Origin of the sequence: Corynebacterium sp. EPI-003-04-2554_SCH2473622 (genome assembly GCF_001665955.1) — a bacterium.
Lineage (GTDB): Bacteria > Actinomycetota > Actinomycetes > Mycobacteriales > Mycobacteriaceae > Corynebacterium > Corynebacterium pseudodiphtheriticum.
Genome location: NZ_LZMN01000075.1, coordinates 1 through 18,317, shown reverse-complemented (window position 1 = coordinate 18,317; position 18,317 = coordinate 1). Strand labels below are relative to the sequence as shown.

The 18,317-nt window shown below is 55.6% G+C and carries 14 protein-coding genes; all 14 read right to left on the bottom strand.

All coding sequences use genetic code 11. The annotated features are described in order from the left end of the window. Positions 1-11: 11 nt before the first annotated feature. The gene (gene pgeF / locus A5774_RS08645; RefSeq protein WP_035000779.1) at positions 12-701 is read right to left on the bottom strand and encodes a peptidoglycan editing factor PgeF; all 690 of its coding nucleotides are present in this window, start codon (positions 699-701) and stop codon (positions 12-14) included. A gap of 90 nt (positions 702-791) precedes the next feature. Further along, entirely contained in the window at positions 792-2,042 is a 1,251-nt protein-coding gene (ftsZ, locus tag A5774_RS08640) for a cell division protein FtsZ (protein WP_027018302.1), read from the bottom strand. A gap of 201 nt (positions 2,043-2,243) precedes the next feature. Beyond that, positions 2,244-2,900: a cell division protein FtsQ/DivIB gene (locus tag A5774_RS08635; RefSeq protein WP_064834393.1), complete on the bottom strand. Its 657-nt coding sequence runs from the start codon at positions 2,898-2,900 to the stop codon at positions 2,244-2,246. A 2-nt stretch (positions 2,901-2,902) separates the two neighbouring features. After that, a complete protein-coding gene (murC, locus tag A5774_RS08630) occupies positions 2,903-4,420 on the bottom strand; it encodes a UDP-N-acetylmuramate--L-alanine ligase (RefSeq protein WP_231892402.1) in 1,518 nt (505 codons plus the stop codon). A 111-nt stretch (positions 4,421-4,531) separates the two neighbouring features. Further along, entirely contained in the window at positions 4,532-5,674 is a 1,143-nt protein-coding gene (gene murG / locus A5774_RS08625) for an undecaprenyldiphospho-muramoylpentapeptide beta-N-acetylglucosaminyltransferase (protein ID WP_064834391.1), read from the bottom strand. Next, positions 5,647-7,191: an FtsW/RodA/SpoVE family cell cycle protein gene (locus tag A5774_RS08620; RefSeq protein ID WP_231892400.1), complete on the bottom strand. Its 1,545-nt coding sequence runs from the start codon at positions 7,189-7,191 to the stop codon at positions 5,647-5,649. Before A5774_RS08620 ends, murG begins: the two co-directional genes overlap by 28 nt. Positions 7,192-7,193: 2 nt before the next feature. Further along, positions 7,194-8,711 (bottom strand): UDP-N-acetylmuramoyl-L-alanine--D-glutamate ligase, encoded by a 1,518-nt coding sequence (gene murD / locus A5774_RS08615; RefSeq protein WP_021353839.1) that lies wholly within the window; start codon positions 8,709-8,711, stop codon positions 7,194-7,196. Between the two features lie 7 nt (positions 8,712-8,718). Next, positions 8,719-9,816 (bottom strand): phospho-N-acetylmuramoyl-pentapeptide-transferase, encoded by a 1,098-nt coding sequence (gene mraY, locus A5774_RS08610; RefSeq protein WP_021353838.1) that lies wholly within the window; start codon positions 9,814-9,816, stop codon positions 8,719-8,721. Between the two features lie 74 nt (positions 9,817-9,890). Next, positions 9,891-11,414, bottom strand: a complete 1,524-nt coding sequence (murF, locus tag A5774_RS08605; protein WP_064834389.1) for a UDP-N-acetylmuramoyl-tripeptide--D-alanyl-D-alanine ligase — start codon at positions 11,412-11,414, stop codon at positions 9,891-9,893. Further along, positions 11,414-13,000 carry a UDP-N-acetylmuramoyl-L-alanyl-D-glutamate--2,6-diaminopimelate ligase gene (locus tag A5774_RS08600; protein WP_027018307.1) on the bottom strand — a complete coding sequence of 529 codons (1,587 nt, stop codon included), beginning with the start codon at positions 12,998-13,000 and terminating at the stop codon, positions 11,414-11,416. The genes murF and A5774_RS08600 overlap by 1 nt, the downstream gene beginning before the upstream one ends. Positions 13,001-13,121: 121 nt before the next feature. Further along, positions 13,122-15,032: a penicillin-binding protein 2 gene (locus A5774_RS08595; protein WP_035000784.1), complete on the bottom strand. Its 1,911-nt coding sequence runs from the start codon at positions 15,030-15,032 to the stop codon at positions 13,122-13,124. Between the two features lie 106 nt (positions 15,033-15,138). Continuing rightward, positions 15,139-16,119, bottom strand: coding sequence for a hypothetical protein (locus tag A5774_RS08590; RefSeq protein ID WP_051619383.1), 981 nt, complete (start codon positions 16,117-16,119; stop codon positions 15,139-15,141). A 2-nt stretch (positions 16,120-16,121) separates the two neighbouring features. Then, positions 16,122-17,300 (bottom strand): 16S rRNA (cytosine(1402)-N(4))-methyltransferase RsmH, encoded by a 1,179-nt coding sequence (rsmH, locus tag A5774_RS08585; RefSeq protein WP_027018309.1) that lies wholly within the window; start codon positions 17,298-17,300, stop codon positions 16,122-16,124. Between the two features lie 144 nt (positions 17,301-17,444). Continuing rightward, the gene (gene mraZ, locus A5774_RS08580; protein ID WP_021353831.1) at positions 17,445-17,879 is read right to left on the bottom strand and encodes a division/cell wall cluster transcriptional repressor MraZ; all 435 of its coding nucleotides are present in this window, start codon (positions 17,877-17,879) and stop codon (positions 17,445-17,447) included. Positions 17,880-18,317: the final 438 nt, after the last annotated feature.

Sequence of the window (18,317 nt, the reverse complement as noted above, 5' to 3'; positions counted from 1 at the left end):
TCCCTGCCCTGTTATTGCCCGGTCAACCAGATAACGCCTGCTTGACGTCCGGTAGTACCTTCTCGGCGGTAGGAAAAGAATTCTTCATCATCGATCGTGCACCGCGGGTCGGCTTCAATTGCGGTTACTCCCAACGCCATAAGTTGGCGAACTAGCCCGGCCCGAATATCCAGGCCCGCAGTGCCATTCGCAGTTTTGGTTCGGGAACCTGGAAGGTGCCGCTCGACGTCCATCGCCATGGCGTCAGGTACCTCATAATTTTTTCCACTAGCTGCCGGCCCCAGCAGTGCCTGTATCTTATTAGGCTGCGCACCGAGTTCGACCATGGCTTTGACGGTTCGCGGGACGATCCCGTTGCGTGCCCCGATGCGGCCGGCGTGTACCGCTGCACAGACCCCGGCACTGGTATCAGCTAACAAAACCGGTACGCAATCTGCCACTAGGACCCCTAGTGCCAGGCCTGGCAACGTAGTCACTAAAGCATCGGTAGCTTCAACCGGACTTTCGCTGGGGGCAGTCACTACGGTGACCGTATTCGTATGGAGCTGTTCCATCCACTGAATTTTTTGCAACCCCAACACGCGCTCCAACCGCTCTCGGTTGTGCGCGACCGCTAGCGAGTCATCACCAACGTGGTTCGCCAAGTTAAAGGAATCATATGGTGCTTGCGATTCCCCACCTTTGCGCGTGGTAAACACCATGCGCACACGGCGCTTGTCGACGTTGCTGCCGCCCACAGCTCCGGCCCCGACCGGTGAATGCGGAGATTCTGTAGAAGCCATATTCAGGCCTTAGCGCATGAAATCTGGCACGTCGAGGTCATCATCCGGATCCGTATCGCGGTGCGGCTGACGTGGTTCTGGTGCCTCCTGGAACCTGTCCGAGGTAGTAAACAAACCACCCGAGCGACTGCTAGGAGTACGAGGTTTTTCGCGCTCGCTAAACAACGATCCGCGTTCAGTGCGTGGAGCACGAGGCTCAGCTCGCTGGGCGCGCGCTGCACTTTCTGCGGCAGGACCGCGCTGTGCTGACTGTGCAGACTGCCCCTGCCCTTCGGTTTGCGCGGCATGCGAGCCGTATTCATCTTGCAAGTTAGCTTGCGCATCAAAACCAGTTGCAATGATAGTCACACGCACTTCATCACCGAGGTTGTCGTCGATGATCGTGCCGAAGATGATGTTGGCGTCAGGATCAGCTTTTTCTTCCACCATGGTCGAAGCCTGGTAAACCTCTTGCAGTCCAAGATCAGAACCACCGGCAATCGACAACAACACGCCCTTTGCGCCTTCCATCGTCGATTCAAGCAATGGCGAATTTATGGCTTGCTCAGCAGCGGACATGACGCGGTCATCGCCTCGTGCAGAGCCAACGCCCATCAATGCTGAACCCGCTTCTGCCATAACCGAGCGAACGTCAGCAAAGTCGACATTGATCATGCCCGGAATGGTGATCAGGTTAGTGATACCCTGCACACCATTGTGCAGAACCTCGTCAGCTGCCCGGAATGCCTCCATCATGGATAGATTTGCATCGCCCAGCTGCAAGAGACGGTCGTTTGGAATGACAATCAAGGTATCGCAGACTTCCCGCAGCTCTGCGATGCCTGCTTCTGCCTGGCGGGAGCGACGTGCGCCTTCGAACTTGAACGGACGGGTGACAACACCGACGGTCAGTGCACCCATCTTTTTAGCGATATTGGCCACCACTGGAGCTGCCCCGGTACCTGTCCCGCCGCCCTCTCCAGCGGTGACAAATACCATGTCAGCACCACGAAGGGTTTCTTCCAACTCTGACTTGGAATCTTCGGCGGAGGTGCGGCCAACTTCCGGGTTGGCTCCGGCACCCAGGCCACGGGTCGCTTCACGGCCGATGTCATGTTTGACGTCAGCGTCCGAAAACAGCAGTGCCTGCGAGTCCGTGTTAATCGCAACGAATTGGACCCCCTTAAGGCCCTCTTCGATCATGCGGTTCACTGCGTTGACGCCGCCGCCGCCAACGCCAACGACCTTGATATCAGCAAGGTGATTGTTAGGTGAGGTCATAAGAGGAATTCCGGCCTTTCAGGTTCTGCTTGTTCTGCTTGTCGACTTTCGCGGGCGCGTTACTCGACTATCTTGAGTGACACTTGTGTAATTTTGGCGCATATCCGCGCGCGTGTCGAACACCTAAACCTTTACTTTAGGGTATTGAACTGGGCTTTTAACCCAAACGTTCAGGTGATCACCCCCGGGATTACCCCCGAGTTAGCGGACGGTAACCAGCCCTGGATTCGAAATATCCCAATGCTGCCCGTCTCGGTGGAGAACATGCTCCAACGCGGCAGCTTTCTGTTCATTGATTTCGTCGACGCCCCAGTAAATCGTGCGCCCATCATGCAAGTGTAACTCCATCGCATGAGACGCTTTCACCTCGACGGATGCAATGTCACGTCGCATTTCGGCAGGTATGGTCGCAATCGCCGATACGGCTGCATTCACAGCCCCTTCATCTTCGATTGCACCGGAGATTTCTACGGCTTCGTCCGGCGGAGTGTCAATAAAAAAGGCATGCCCCTGGTGATCAATCAAATGTGGGCCATCATCATGCTCAATAAAGCCCACAACTTCCCGCTCCGTGATCTCAATTTCCACAGTCGACGGTAGATGCCGGGAAACAGTAACCCCACGGACCCAAGGCTGCTTCGCTATACGAGCGGCGGCCCCAGAAGCGTCTATTCGTAACAGGTTGTCGCCCTCCTGAATAGCACTGTCGTCCAAGATACTCGCCTCTGCAACACGTTCGGTACCACTAATTTCGACCGAACTGACGCGCAGTACAGGAATAAACCAAAAAACAGCTGCCGTGAGGGCGAGTACCACGACGATCGCGGCTGTAGTAATCGTGATCGGTTTCTTTGCCACGGTTAGCGCCCGGCCTGATCCTCGACAGCGTGGGGCTTGAGCTCTTCACCATGAGGTTCCACAGCCTCGCCAGCGCTAACCAGCCGCAAATGCTGCAAAATCTCAGGAGCAAGTACGGTCACGGAACCGGCACCCATTGTCAACACCAAATCATGAGGCCCAGCCAACGATGCGACTGTCGCCGGTGCAGCCGCCATGTCTGGTTCATAACGCACCGTGACCGATTCTTCCATGGCGTTGGTAATGATCCTTGAGGTCAACCCTTCCACCGGAGTTTCACGCGCACCGAAGATATCGAGAACCACGCATGCGTCGGCCAGCGAAAGCGCCTGTGCAAATTCTTGATAGAACTCTTTAGTACGTGAATACAAGTGAGGCTGGAAACAAGCAATGACTTTCCCGCCATTAGCCTCCGCTAAGACCTGTTCACGAGCAGCTGTAAGCACCGCCATAACCTCGGTCGGGTGATGCGCATAATCGTCGTACACCTTCGCACCATGCAACGCACCGGAAGACACATCGCCATGGTATTCGAAACGACGACGGACGCCCGCGAAACTAGCAACACCTTCTGCCAATTTTTGCGGGTCCGCACCTGCAGCGGCACCAGCCAACACCGCTGCAACCGAATTCAACACCATGTGATATCCGGGTGTCTGCACTAAATAATCCAACGCAATATCCCGTTGCGCTGCTACAAACTGGTTGTTCTGAAGTGCTACAGCGTCGGGGACACGCACCTGCACCCACACGCGAGTACCGGCGGCCAAAACTTGTGTTCCGGTTACCTCTGCCACCAGCAAATCTGCCACTTCTGGCGCTCTGGTTTGTGAGGAAGTTCCGTACCCCAAAACCGTGATTCCACGACGTGCGCATGCTACTGCCAGGTCGGCGGTGTGCTTATCGTCCAGGCAAGCCACTAACACTCCGTCGTTTTCGATGAGCTCAGCAAAGTCTTGAAAGACCTGGAAATAATTTTCCGGGCTGCCAAAATAATCCAAATGATCCGGCTCTATGTTGGTTACTACCGCGATAGACGGGCGGTAACGAAGTAGCGAGGCGTCGGATTCATCCGCTTCCGCGACAAAAATGTCTCCACTACCGTGATGGGCGTTGGTGCCGGCACGATTAAGCTGGCCACCGATCGCAAAGGAAGGGTCAGCACCGGCACCCTGCAAAGCAGTAACAGCCATCGACGTAGTCGAAGTCTTACCGTGTGTGCCCGCGATCAGTACCTGGGTATAGCCTTCCATAAGCTCGGCTAGCAGATCTGAACGCCGGATGACTGGAATTCCATGTTCGGCTGCAGCCTGCAACTCCGGGTTTTCTTTCGGAATTGCAGCGAATGAGGTAACCACCACCGTCGGCAAGCTACCCGTTAACTGTAAATTTTCTGCCTTGTGGCCTACTGCGATCTCAGCCCCCATTGAGCGCAGCGCACGGACTGGACGCGAGTCTTTCACATCGGAACCAGACACTTTCGCACCACGCGCCAAGAGGATTCGAGCCACACCCGACATTCCCGCGCCGCCGATACCGACTAAGTGCACTCGCGACAAATTAACCGTATCCGGATCAGTATTCAATTCAGCGTGCTGTTCTGACACGACAGTCTCCTAGCTCTGAGATTCTTATGTGCTGCTGGCTTCGTGGCTAGTACCTTCCGCGGAGGTAAAAGGAGAAGGATTAACCGAATTATCGAAAATGATACGCTCAGCTAGTCGCCACGCAGCATCACCTTGTTGGCTGGCAGCAGTCGCAGTGCGCATCCGCTGGTAGGTGCCACTATCACCCAGAATGGAAGACACCTCGTTGTACATCGTATCTGGAGAGAATTTAGCGTCGTCAATCTTACGCGCTGCACCTTCCGCTACCACGGCTTCGCAATTCAAGCCTTGTTCGCCATTACCATGCGGCAGCGGAACATAGACAGCAGGTAAACCGCTAGCGGAGACTTCGGCGACGGTCATCGCACCAGAACGACATACGACCAAGTCCGCTACAGCCAACGCAGCAGCCATGTCTTCGATATACGGCAGAGACACATAGTGTGGGTGTTCATGCGGTGGCTGGTTTTTCTTTCCATAGGCGTGCAAAATCTGGTAGCCCGCGTCGACAAGCCTGTCGACGCTCCCAGCTACCGCAGCATTTATCGAAGCAGCTCCCTGGGAGCCCCCGGTAACCAAAATGGTCGGCCGGTCTTCGACAAGACCAAAAATCTCCCGGGCCCGGGCGGTTTTTTCGCCGTTCGGATCTCCCCCAGCCAGCTGTGGACGCACGGGAACACCGACGATATCGCCTGGCATCCCAGACCCAGCAATCGCGTTGAAACCGGTTCCGCCCAGCCGCACCCCCATTTTGTTGGCCATGCCCGCCAAAGCATTGGTCTCTAGGACATAAAACGGAATACCAAGTGATTTCGCAGCTAAATAAGCTGATGCAGAGACGTAACCACCAGTGCCAAACACAGCATCCGCACGGTTTTTCTTCAAAATTTTTCGGGCTTGCCGGATGGAACGCACTACCTTAAACGGCAGTGCAAACAAGTCGGCGTTAATCCGGCGCGGCACCGGCACGGGTGTAATCAATTCCAGATCAAAACCGCGCGCCGGAATGATATCGCTTTCTAGCCCCCGCGAGGTACCTAATGCCAGAACCTGCGCGCCGTAACGGTTTCGCAACACCTCACCAACGGCCAAGGCCGGCTCAATGTGCCCGGCGGTTCCCCCTCCAGCGAGGACAATGGTCAGTGCCGAATCGGTGGTTGACGCCATGTTCCTGATTGGCCTTTCTGGTTCGGGTACGAATTTAGATTATCGTGCATACCGTGTTTCGAGCTTACGGCCGTGTGCGCTGCACGTGTCACACTCCGCGAACGCGACGTTACTGCAGCGCCGAAGCGCTGTTCTGTACGACGCTGCTCCGTCCGTCGACGTTCCGGGCGCGATTTTTCCGGTCCGCGTGCGGGCTGACGCCGGCCGGCGCGCTCACGCGAACGTTGGCCACCAGCTGCGGCGCGAGAAGATCGAACGTCGACAGTTGGTTCTGGAATCATAAACACGCGATCAAACAACGGTCGCCCATAGCTTTGCATATACGACACTGCTTCCGGCTCATGCCGCGCCACAGAAGCAAGCAGCCCCATGGCACCGAGCGTAACGACGGTTGAGGTACCGCCGGAAGAAATCAGTGGCAGCTGCACACCAGTCATCGGCATCAAGCCAATGACATAGGAGACGTTATAAAACGCCTGTGAGACGACGGTAGCCGTCAACGTTGCTGCCAGCAGCGACTGAAACTGATTTTGGGCACGCATGGCGGTGCGCAGGCCAAAAATTCCCAGCAATACGAACATCACGATGACCAAAACTCCGCCAAACAATCCGAGTTCTTCGCCGATGATGGCAAACACGAAGTCATTTTTGGCTTCCGGCAAATAGAACCACTTAGCGCGCGACTGGCCGATTCCAACACCTGTCATAGAGCCGTCGGCAAGCGACAAGAAGCCCTGGTAAGTCTGAAACGCCGAACCCCGAGTGTCTGAGAAGTTACCCGTGAATGCCCCGAAGAACGTCGTAAAGCGATCACTTCGGTAGCCCCCACCAAGGAAGACGAAAACTAGCCCAACCACAAGGCCGAGGACCGCCAGAGCAATCACCCGCCAGTTAATTCCCGCAAAAAACAGAGTGAAACCGACGATGACGGCGAACGTCATCGCTACGCCCAGGTTTCCTTCAGCAAGCATGGCCCCGAAAAACAACACAGAGACCAAGATGTAAATCACAAACGGGTTAGTGAGCTTCACTTCGTTCAGAGTGCGCGGTGGTCGTTTGTTCGCCAGACTCAACGCGCCAAACATTGCTACGGCAATACGAGCAATCTCCGACGGTTGCAGGCGAATCGGTCCCAACACGATCCAAGACTGCGAGCCAACCTCATTACGTCCAACGCCAATGCCGGGAACGAAGACCAACATGGTCAAAATGGCTGCGAAAGCTAGAAACCATGGCGTGAGCTTCTTCACCTTAGCAAAAGGCGTGCGCAATGCAGCCCAGAAAACCGCCAGCCCCAACACCACATAAAAGGTTTGCCTTATCGCTTGCGCCCAGACAGTATTGCCTTCAATGACAGACCACGTCATGGTCGCAGAGAACGCCATGACGACTCCGATGCCCACCAACACGAAAATGGAAATACGCAGCATTAAATAATCCAAGCCTGGATGCTTAGGCATGCTGAATTTCCAGTTACGCAATAAACGTCGACGGCGTTGCGGGGTCTGTGTGGCCATAGTTAACCAGAGTAGTCGGATGTGGCACGAGCAAACAGATCGCCACGCTGTGCCATCCCAGAAAACATGTCGAGGGAGGCTGCGGCTGGAGCAAGCAGTACAGTATCCCCAGCACTCGCCTGCTTATGCGCTGCGGCAACAGCCAAATCCATACAACGTTGCGGATCCTGCTCAGAAATTAGCTCTACCGGAATACCCGGCGCTTGCCTGTGCAATGTCTCAGCGATGGCGTGCCTATCAACACCAATGAGCACCACTGCTTTCAGCCGGTGCGCTTCTGCACGCACGAGCTCCTCCACACTGGCTCCTTTTAACTGGCCGCCAGCAACCCAGATAATAGACTCCAACCCAGCCATGGCAGCTTGGGCTGCATGCGGATTCGTAGCTTTGGAGTTATCGATATAGTCGACTCCTGCAATAGTGGCGACCACAGCTCCGCGGTGGGCAGCCACCCGGTATCGTGCCAGTCCAGCCGCAATATCGTGCGGTGCCACTCCATAGTCATACGCCGCTGCTGCAGCAGCTCCAGCGTCCAAGATTCCGGCAGCCCCTGGTGGTTGCAAACCTTCGATTTGGGCTAATTCCGTCATGGTGGATTCTTGAGCGTTCTCGCTATCTAGGCCTTCTCCGACTAAAGCCTCTTCTGCCAGAACTAAAGCGCGGTCCCGTACTCCTACCTGCCCAGTTATCGGCGCATATTGGGTGAAACCACGGGTGGTCCCAGTCCCGCCGTCCTCGGCTGCAGCATCTCGCTCATCGGAAATGCGGCGCGCTACCGCGTCATCAATGCCCACCACGCGCTTGGCAGCACGCAAAACGGTAGCTTTGTCTGCAGCATAAGCGGCGAAACTGCCATGCCAATCAATGTGGTCATCTGCAATATTCAGCAACACCCCCACATCTGGAATCAGGGTTGGCGCCCAATGGAGCTGGAAACTAGACGCTTCCAGCACCAAGATGTCTACGCGCGGGCGAGCTGCCAGTGCTTCGAAAACAGAAGCACCAATATTGCCGGTGGCCATCGCGCGCTTACCGACGCGCGCACCATGAGCATCCATGATGGAGCTCAGCATCCCAGTAGTAGTTGTCTTGCCATTGGTCCCGGTGACCACTAACCAATCACGGCAGGGCCCATAAACTCCGGCTCGGTCCAACCGGAAACCAAGTTCGACGTCGCCAATGACCTCTAAGCCCGCCCGTTTCGCAGCAATCAATAGCGGCGCATGTGGGGGCCAACCAGGGCTAGTGACGACGAGATCTAAAGCAGCAAGTTCGCGATCATCTTCGAAATCTACTGCAGTAGCTGCAACCGGTATCACCCGTGGTGCGCGGTCTGCAGAGCCATGTACCCCTTTGTCAGGGGTGAGAAATTGTTTCAACTCCTCAGCAAGCGCAGAAGCTGCAGCCAGATTGTTATCGGCGATGATCACGTCTGCGCCGAGTTGCACCAGGGCACGTGCACAACCAGCACCCGAGACACCTGCACCCGCGACGAGCACGCGCTTGAGTTGCGTTTTCATTAGCGTCCTAACCTGTCAGAAGCAGCCATTCGCCGTAGAACAGCGAGGTACCAAAAATCACTGCCATGGCGGAGAGCAACCAGAATCGGATAACCACCGAGGTTTCGGCCCAGCCACCATTTTCGAAGTGGTGATGGATTGGTGCCATACGGAAGAAACGTTTGCCGGTGGTACGGAAGACCACGATCTGGATAACCACCGATGCTGCTTCGATGACGAAAATAGAACCGATGATAATCATCAACAATTCAGTCCGCGTGGTGACCGAAATGCCAGCCACCAATCCACCCAGGGCGAGCGATCCAGTATCCCCCATGAAAATCTTCGCCGGGGCTGCATTCCACCACAAAAAGCCCAAACTCGCGCCTAATCCTGCAGCGGCCAAAATCGCAATATCGAGTGGATCACGCACCTGGTAACAAGCGGCGTCGACCGCATGGGCGCAAGAATTTCGGAATTGCCAGAAGGTAATCAGCGTGTATCCGCCCATCACCAGTGCGGTGGAACCCGCAGCCAGCCCGTCCAAACCATCAGTGAAGTTCACTGCGTTGGACCACGCAGAGATCAGGATATACATGAAGATCACAAAAGCAATCGTTCCGATGATGATCCCGCCGGCTGCGATGTCGAAAGTCTCAATATCGCGGATAAATGACAGATTGGTGGTGCCTGGAGTCAGCCCCTCATCGTTCGGAAACTGCAGCACCAAAACAGCGAAGGCGATCGCTAAAAATAACTGCCCGACGAGCTTGCCGGTCTTATTTAGCCCTAAATTCCGCGACTTAAACAGCTTGATTGAGTCGTCCATAAAGCCAAGACCGGCGAGGCCAAGCATCAAGCCAAGAACTAATAAACCGGATGCAGTGAAGGAGCCCGCATTAGTCAGCCAGCCGTATATGTTGACCAAGACATAAGCAATCGTGATCCCCAGCACGATCGCGATACCGCCCATGGTGGGCGTACCACGTTTACGCATATGCGAACGTGGCCCATCTTCGCGGATCTCCTGGCCCCGGCCCACGTTGGTGAAATACCGAACCAGCACCGGAGTCGTGAAGATTGCGACCAGGAAGCTGATAACGCCGGAGAGAATAATCTGAGTCACTGGTTACTATTCCTTATGCTTTTTCTCAATACTTTTAATCGAAAGCGCTTCGGTTTACTGCGAGCATCTGCACACTACAGCTCAGAATTCACGAGCTGATCAGCGACTCGCCACAGCCTCCACGCGTTCGAGGCTTTCACCAAGACAACCACGCGGCGCTGTGCCGAACCTAGGATCTCTTCCACTGTACGCGTCGCACCAGTCACATCCGCAACATGGTGGGTAAGAACGCCTACTTCCTGGGCACCTTCCGTGAGCGCAGCAATATTGTCAGTCTTGCCGACGGCCACAAGCGTATGTACGCCATAGGCTGCCAATTGCGTGCCCAACTCCCGATGCGCAGCAACAGCGTCGGTGCCTAATTCACTCATCTCGCCTAGCACCGCGACGGCCTGTCCGGAATCTTCCAGCTGCGTGTCTTCCAACTGCGTGGTAGTGCCGGCGCTCGCGGCTAAAGCCGCAAGACCTGCGCGCATCGATTCTGGATTCGCGTTATACGCGTCGTTGATGATGGTGACATTCGCACCACGCTGCCTTATATCCATCCGATGCGCGGACACTGCAACGTAATCACAAAGCGTCGTTCCAATGGTTTCCAATGGCACACCGGCAGCAGCAGCCACCGCTGCAGCAGCCAAGGCATTAGCGATCTGATGTTTGCCCGCCACCTGCAACCGAACCTGAACTGGCTGCGCTTCCGGGCTATGGAGCAGGAATGACGCGCGTGCAAGCTCGTCAAGTCTGACATCAGTCGCATAATAATCAGCCTGAGTGTCCCCATTCGCCGAAAACGTCACGATCTTGCCCTGCGTACGCGTGGCCATCTGCACAACAGCGGGGTCATCGGCATTAAGCACCGCGACACCACCTGCGCTAGCTTCCGGCACAGCTTCTATTAGCTCACCTTTCGCTTGGGCGATGGTGTCTTTTGAGCCGAACTCACCCAGGTGCGCAGTGCCCACGTTAAGCACCGCACCGATTTGCGGAGGCGCGATCTCCGCCAACTGTGCGATATGTCCAAGGCCGCGAGCTGAAAGTTCGGTCACCAAGAATTGCGTATCTTCGTGGCAACGAAGCGCGGTATAAGGATGGCCAATTTCATTGTTAAACGACCCCGGGGGTGCAACTGTCGGCCCTGCCGTCGACAAAAGCGCCGCCAACATATCCTTCGTTGAGGTCTTGCCGGCTGAACCAGTCACCCCAACCACGCTGAGCCCCCACCTGCTGGTCAGCCTCGTGACCACAGCGCGTGCAAGTTTCGCGAGCGCAGTTAACAGCGCACGTACGGAACCATCTTCGTCGTGCGCGAACACATAGGCTTGCGAACCAGCTTCAGCTTTGGCCTGGCTAGGCACGATAATCGCCGGGGTCCCTACCGGGCGGGCTGCAAGTGTAACCACTGCCCCTGCTGCATGGGCTTTTTCTGCAAAGGCATGGCCATCGACCTTGGCGCCCGGCAACGCGAGAAACAGACTTCCAGGGTTAATCTGTCGGGAATCAAATTCGACGGTGCCGATAACCTTGGCTTGCGGGTTTGCAACGTTGTCTAGCCGCCCCCCGACAATCTCAGCAATCTCTGCGATAGTCAGTTGAATCATTATTTCGCCCCTTTTCCAGCGAGTGCTTCGGCAAGAACTTTCCGGTCATCAAACTCGTACACCGTATCCCCTACTATTTGCCCAGTTTCATGCCCTTTTCCAGCCACAACGATGGCATCGCCAGGGCGTGCCCACTCGACCAAAAGCTTGATAGCCTGCGCACGATCACCTTCCTCCACCAAATGGGCAGATTCATCCGCTAGGCCAGCCTCCCTGGCTGCTTTTAGCAACTCCGCACGCGCACCCTCCATCATTGCTGCGCGGATCGGTGCTGGATCTTCCGTACGCGGGTTGTCATCCGTGATGACGACATAATCGGCTTGTTCGGCTGCAATCCGCCCCATAATGGCACGTTTCGAAGAATCACGATCACCGCCGCAGCCAACGACCACACCGACTCTTCCGCTGACCTGGCCACGCAGTGTTGCGAGTACCGCCTCCAGCGCACCAGGCTTGTGCGCGTAGTCAACCACAGCCACAAAATCCTGGCCTTGTGCCAACGATTCCATCCGGCCTGGCACAGCAACTTTTTCCACGCCGCGTATAAATGCGCTCAGTTCCGCACCAGCGAGCTTCGCCATTGCACAGGCTAGGGCTGCGTTTGCGACATTGAAGCTGCCCGGTAACGGCAAATCTATCTCTACTTTTTCTCCAGTTATCTGCACATGCACCTGCTGGTTACCGCTCGGCGCAAGTTGCGCAGCAGTGACGACAACTTCGGCGCCAGTGGCCTTATCCACGGCGTTGGCTTGCTGGGAAGAGCTGTCAACGTCGGCAAGATGCGTACGGACTCGCCAGCATTCCTGCGTATTACCTTCTGCAATATCGGCCATCTCTTGGCCCCAATGATCATCGATAACAACTGCTGCATTGCGCGCAGCTAGCTCTCCCCGGAATAACCGTGCCTTCGCCTGGAAATAATCTTGCATGGTCGGATGGAAGTCCAAATGATCCTGGGATAAGTTGCTAAAACCTGCGACCGCAAAACGCGTACCTGTAACCCGTCCTAGTTCCAGAGCATGGGAGGAGACTTCCATGACGACGTGGCTGACTCCCTGTTCCACCATCATCGCGAAAAGCTCTTGCAGCTTTGGTGCTTCTGGGGTGGTCAAACTGGTGGGAACCTTGGTCCCGTTGATCCGCGTACCGGTGGTACCGATGATGCCGACTTTGGCACCGGTTTCGCGCAGGCCAGCTTCTAAAATATAACTCGTCGTAGTTTTCCCAGAAGTGCCAGTTATGCCAATAACCTGCATTTTCTGCGAAGGATGATCGTAGATTTCTGCGGCAATCAGCCCCAACACGCTTCGCAAGTCGTCTATCACCCAGACGGGACGCTGTTCGCCACGGTCCTTGAGAATGCTTGCACCAGCGGTATCCGTCAGGATCGCTGTGGCTACAGTCTTTTCGGCAAATTCCGCTCCATGCGCCCGATTGCCTGGCAATGCGGCAAAGATTTCTCCCGGCTTTATGTGCTGAGAATCTAACCCAATTCCGGAGATCGTGATACCGCTTGTCGAGCTGCTCATAGCGCCAGCAAGCTCACCACCAAATTCTTCCAGCAGTGTGGCCAGTGTTGTGCTCATAGGAACATGCTCCTTGTCTAAAGGTCGGTGGCAAAGTGTTGGTCGGCTAATGGTCGGTGGCAAAGGGTCTATGGCAAAGAATCAGCACCAGTAGTTGGCGTCGAAAAGGCAGACACCATGGTTACGGTGCTTGCAAAGTTAGCTCAGGTGCAGGCGGCGATGGCGGCACATTATCCCGGTCCAGCAACCACGATGCGATCTGGTGGAACAGTGGCCCGGCGCTACCGCCTCCGCCACCACCGTCAAGGACGCCACGCTCTGGTTCGTCTAACATAATGGCGACGACAAAACGTGGATCGTCGACGGGGGCGATACCTGCGAAGGTAATCCAATACGCTGAATTGGAGTACGCCCCGGTATTCGGATCCACTTTCTGGGCGGTGCCAGTCTTACCGCTGATGTTGTAGCCTTCGATGTTCGCATCCGGGGCGGTACCGTTATTCACTCCCACCGGGTCTGCTTGCACGGTGGCACGGAACATGTCGACGACGGTCTTGGCAGTTTCTTTACTTACCACCCGCGTTTTTTCTGGTTCATCGTCGCTAGCTCCAGCCCCATCCGCGTCGTGGCTGTCTTTGACTTTATTGTCGTTGGCTCCGTTACCTTCACCAGCGTTCTTCTTCGCATCGTCTTCCGCGCTGGATTTGATGATGCGTGGTTCTACGCGCTCTCCACCATTCGCCAACGTCTGGAAAACTGAAGCCATCTGCAACGTCGTCCACGACATACCCTGCCCGATTGGCAGATTGGCAAACGTCGAGCCTGACCACTGCGAGCGTGCCGGACGCAGCCCCGAAGATTCGTTAGGCAACTCGATTCCAGTTGTGGCGCCGATACCGAATTTATTCAGATATTCGTCAAACTTGTCTTGCCCCAGTTTTTCCGCCAATTGCAGCGTACCGACGTTGGAAGACTTGCCGAAAATACCAGCAGTGGTATACGGCAACGGACCGTGCGGCCATGCATCATTAACGGTGACATCAGCGATTTGAATGCTGCCAGGCACTGTATGTACCTCATCTGCGGTGGTAATGCCTTCTTCAATCGCCGCAGCTGCGGTAATGATCTTGGCTACAGAACCTGGTTCATAAGGAAACGAGATGGAACGGTTGTCAAAGTGTTTGCCGTCCTCTAATTGTTTTGCGATATCTCCGTTTGGGTCAATCGTATCGGTATTTGCCATAGCCAACACTTCCCCCGTGGTGGCGTCGAGTACTACGGCCTCAGCAGACTCTGCTCGCGAATTGTTTTTGGCTTGTTCAAGTTGCTGCTGCACGAAAGTCTGCAAGTCCAAATCCAGAGTCAACTGGATATCTTTGCCATCGACAGCCGGGGTTTCATCGCGCAACGTCCCAGGGATAACTTGACCATTAGTAGAAACATCTTCAGTGGAGCGACCATTGATTCCCGAAAGGGTGGAGTCGCGAGAAGCTTCCAGGCCGAACTGCCCTGTGCCATCCATCGACACGCGACCAACAATATTTTCGCCGATCGCCCCGTTGGGATATTGGCGGATGTCCTGGTGGTCGGCTGCAACGCCGTGGAACCGTTCAGAAATTTCTGCGGCAATATCAGGATCGACGTTCCGCACCAGTACCTCGTATTGTGTATCGGCACGTAGCTTATCTAGCAGATCCTTCGATTTTAGGTCCTGTTTGTCTTCCGAAGCTTCCTCGATCATCTTCGGGATTTCTCGCGACATCTTCAACAATGTGGCATCGACGTATTCGTCTTTTTGCTCGTCGTCCAGTCGTTCATCTGATTCCAGCTGTGCCTGTTCACGAAGTTCTTTTCGTAGGGTTGTGGGCGATACTGTCAACGATCGTGCTTGCATCGTGTAGGCGATCTGTTTGCCTTCACGGTCCACTACACCGCCCCGCCGGGCTGGATCAACATAAATGCGGGCGCGCTGGTCTTCTGCACGTGCGGAGAGATCTGGCCCCCACACCACTTGCACCCATGCAAGCCGTCCTGCGAGCACCACCGAAAAAACTAGCAGCAGCGCAGCGATAAGCCGGAGGCGTTTATGCATCAGCATTCGCTGTTCCTGGTGTGGCGTGCGTGGAGTCTGCGGTCGTGCCGAACCACGTGGACCGCGCTGAGCAGAAGATGTCACGGTGGGAATGTCACCTTCCTAATTAGCGAAGATTGGGCTGGTACGGCGCCTGTAACGGGACTTGGTTATTTTGCGGGGCCACCGCGTCCGGGTTGGCATCCGGACCGGCTGGTTCAGAGTCCACGGATCCTGGCTCGCCGGCGTGCGGTGCAGGGCTACCCGCAGCACCTTCCGGAGCCGAAGCAGGTCGTTCACCGACCTCAGAAGCTGCGCTTTCTGGAGCCTGTGGTCCGCCAGCATGCGGATACGGAATACCTCGGCGACCTTCCGGAATCGATTCCAGACGATGGCGCAGCTCACCGATACCATCTGGGTCACTGGAGGCCTGCCCCGGGCGAACAGGCTCTCCGTTCACATCAATAATAGGCCGCGTTTCTGACGAAGCTGGGCGATCTTCCACGATGTCGCCATTTTCTTCACGCCGAAGAATTCCCGGTTCCACCGGAATTTGCATACCTTCAGCAACCGCATGGCCTGCTACTTCCGCAGCTGAGCGCACGTTTTCCAAATCGCGATGTAGCGTTTCCAGCTCATTATTCAACTGGCTTTCTTCCGCCGTCAGCACCTGTACTCGAAAGGTCTGTTGGGTGGCAATACCCGACAGCCAGATGGCAAACACGATACCGCCAATCATCATCATGATCGCGAGAACAGACAATCGTGCCCGGGTTGTCACCCGCTTAACCGGGTTAACCCGGCGACCGCGCACGCTGACCACCTGTTGCGATCCCAAACGGTGCGGGCCTTTTCCAGCGTGTGTTGCCTTGTAGCCACCACTGCGCCGCGAGGGGGCAGCGTAGCCGTGGGTACCGTCACCTGGGTGCTGGCGCTCACGGAAGTTATGGGGAACAGAAGATTGCCGTACTCCACCACCGGCACCCGGTTGATTTCCCGAACGGGTGTATTCGGCGCGCCGCGGTAGCGTTGTGGTGCCATTGCTGGTGGTGTTGGCCTGGCTGAAATTCGTGGTACGGCGCTGGCGCTCATCAGTGCTGGTGTACATCTCTAGCTACGACCTTCCGAGTCCACCGCACATGCGGTCTTTTCTTCTTGCAACTTTTCAACGGCGCGCACTCGCACCGATGCGGCACGAGGATTTTCCACGATCTCTTCTTCGCTCGCTTGTTCCGCGCCACGGGTGATAACGCGAAATTTGGCAGCAGTACCAGGCAAATCCATTGGCAGACCCGCCGGTGTTTTCGACTGTGAAATATCGCGGAAGTGCTTTTTTACCAGCCGGTCTTCCAAGGACTGATAGCTCATGAACACCGCTCGTCCACCGTCACGCAGCATGTTCGTGATCATCGGCAACGCATTCTCTATCGCAGCGAGTTCTTGATTAACCTCAATGCGCAGCGCTTGAAATGTGCGCTTCGCTGGGTGTCCGCCACTACGACGCGCTGGAGCCGGAATGGTGGCATACAAAAGCTCTACTAACCGCTGCGAAGTAGAAAAAGGTTGCTTTTCACGTTCGCGCAACACCGCCGAAGCAATTTTTCCAGCGAATTTCTCATCACCATAAGTCTTCAAAACTCGCGCAAGATCCCCGTGGGAATAGGTGTTCAGGATATCTGCCGCTGTGATCGGTGCTGCACTATCCATGCGCATATCCAACGGAGCGTCTGCCTTGTACGCAAAACCACGCTCAAGTTGGTCCAGCTGCATCGAAGACACCCCAAGATCGAACAATGCGCCACTTATACCGGCATGAAAAGCGTCGGCAAGAATCTCAGTGTTTCCAAAATACGCAACGGTCTGGGACTCTGCATTCCAGGTCTCAGCATCTACAAGTTGGGACTTCGGGGCATCGACACCATCGGCATCCGCACTAGACACTGCCGCAGTTGCAACACTGGTAGCCAGTTTGTCTGCGAATTCATCAAACCGGCACTGCACTGCGCAAAACCGATCTCGATACGAGGCTAAACGTTTAGTCGCGGACCGCAGTGCGTTGCTATCTCGATCGAGACCGATCACGCGGACGTCAGGAAAGCGTTGCAAAAAATACTCGGTGTGCCCGCCAGCACCCAGGGTGCCGTCGACAAGAATTCCGGGTGCCCCCGCTGCTTCTACAGCTGGCGCCAAAAGCTCAGCCATTCGATCGCGCATCACTGGGACGTGCCCGTGCTGCGACTGTTCCGAAGTGGATTGTGCTGCGTCCACTGGTTCTGTCGGGTTTGCCATGGCGACTGTCCTCCCCTCGCGCAAAAAGCTCTGTGGTGATGGGGTGTATATAGGGCTCTGTTTGAGGCAGGTTTCTGATGTCGGGGAAGTACACCAGAGGCATCCGCCTCAAACAGAGTCCTTATACACACTCCGTGCGCTGCCTTAGAGAAGGCCAGCCAGCACTTCATCAGCGTCGGCTGCAGAGTATGCAGCTTCGGTCTGTTCTTGGTATGCGGCCCAGGACTCTTTGTCCCAGATTTCGAGAAAATCCACGGAACCAACGACGACGCATTCCTTCGAAAGGTTTGCGTACTCGCGATGCGCCACTGACAAGGTAATACGACCGTTACCATCTGGCCGCTGCTCATCTGCACTTGCTGCCAAGTTGCGAATGAATGCACGGGCTTCCGGATTAGTACGTGAGACCGCCGCCGCTTTGCGAGCGCGCGCAGCGAACTCCTCCCGGGGATAGACCGCCAAAGAGTGATCTTGCCCCTTCGTTACCATCAACCCACCAGCAAGTTCATCGCGAAACTTCGCCGGTAGTGTCAGGCGCCCTTTGTCATCGAGCTTGGGAGTGTACGTGCCGAGAAACATTCTCGGTGACCTCCTGTCGCTCAACTCCTCCGGTACACGGGTTTTCTCTGTGCCACCACGTCAGCCTTGCGGATACACAAGACCTGTCATGTCGGCTAAGCCCACTCTACCCCACTTTGCCCCACAATCAACCCCAAACACCACGCCAGAAAGCAACGCACCACCACAGATAGAACATTCATGCAGGTAAAACACATGAAAACGGGTGGGAGATTTTTCCAGAGAGCTCAGATTTCCAACACTAAAATCAACCTATCGTGACGTCATTCCACTACCTGCCAGCCTATTTCCCTGCCCTCAACTCGAATTTGCCTATCGGAATACCTGGAAAATTAACCTTTCTAGGTGATTGCACCCAAAGGTGGGGCAAAGTGGGGGATGCACAATGCAAGAAACCCCATGGTGATCACAAGGACCACCATGGGGTTAATAGAGCTA

Coding starts and splice junctions, on each gene's coding strand:
- A5774_RS08595 (WP_035000784.1), bottom strand. CDS start 15,032: ATGCATAAACGCCTCCGGCTTATCGCTGCGCTGCTGCTAGTTTTTTCG.
- rsmH (WP_027018309.1), bottom strand. CDS start 17,300: ATGGCAAACCCGACAGAACCAGTGGACGCAGCACAATCCACTTCGGAA.
- ftsZ (WP_027018302.1), bottom strand. CDS start 2,042: ATGACCTCACCTAACAATCACCTTGCTGATATCAAGGTCGTTGGCGTT.
- murC (WP_231892402.1), bottom strand. CDS start 4,420: ATGTCGGGTGTGGCTCGAATCCTCTTGGCGCGTGGTGCGAAAGTGTCT.
- murG (WP_064834391.1), bottom strand. CDS start 5,674: ATGGCGTCAACCACCGATTCGGCACTGACCATTGTCCTCGCTGGAGGG.
- A5774_RS08600 (WP_027018307.1), bottom strand. CDS start 13,000: ATGAGCACAACACTGGCCACACTGCTGGAAGAATTTGGTGGTGAGCTT.
- A5774_RS08620 (WP_231892400.1), bottom strand. CDS start 7,191: ATGGCCACACAGACCCCGCAACGCCGTCGACGTTTATTGCGTAACTGG.
- murD (WP_021353839.1), bottom strand. CDS start 8,711: ATGAAAACGCAACTCAAGCGCGTGCTCGTCGCGGGTGCAGGTGTCTCG.
- mraZ (WP_021353831.1), bottom strand. CDS start 17,879: ATGTTTCTCGGCACGTACACTCCCAAGCTCGATGACAAAGGGCGCCTG.
- murF (WP_064834389.1), bottom strand. CDS start 11,414: ATGATTCAACTGACTATCGCAGAGATTGCTGAGATTGTCGGGGGGCGG.
- pgeF (WP_035000779.1), bottom strand. CDS start 701: ATGGTGTTTACCACGCGCAAAGGTGGGGAATCGCAAGCACCATATGAT.
- A5774_RS08590 (WP_051619383.1), bottom strand. CDS start 16,119: ATGTACACCAGCACTGATGAGCGCCAGCGCCGTACCACGAATTTCAGC.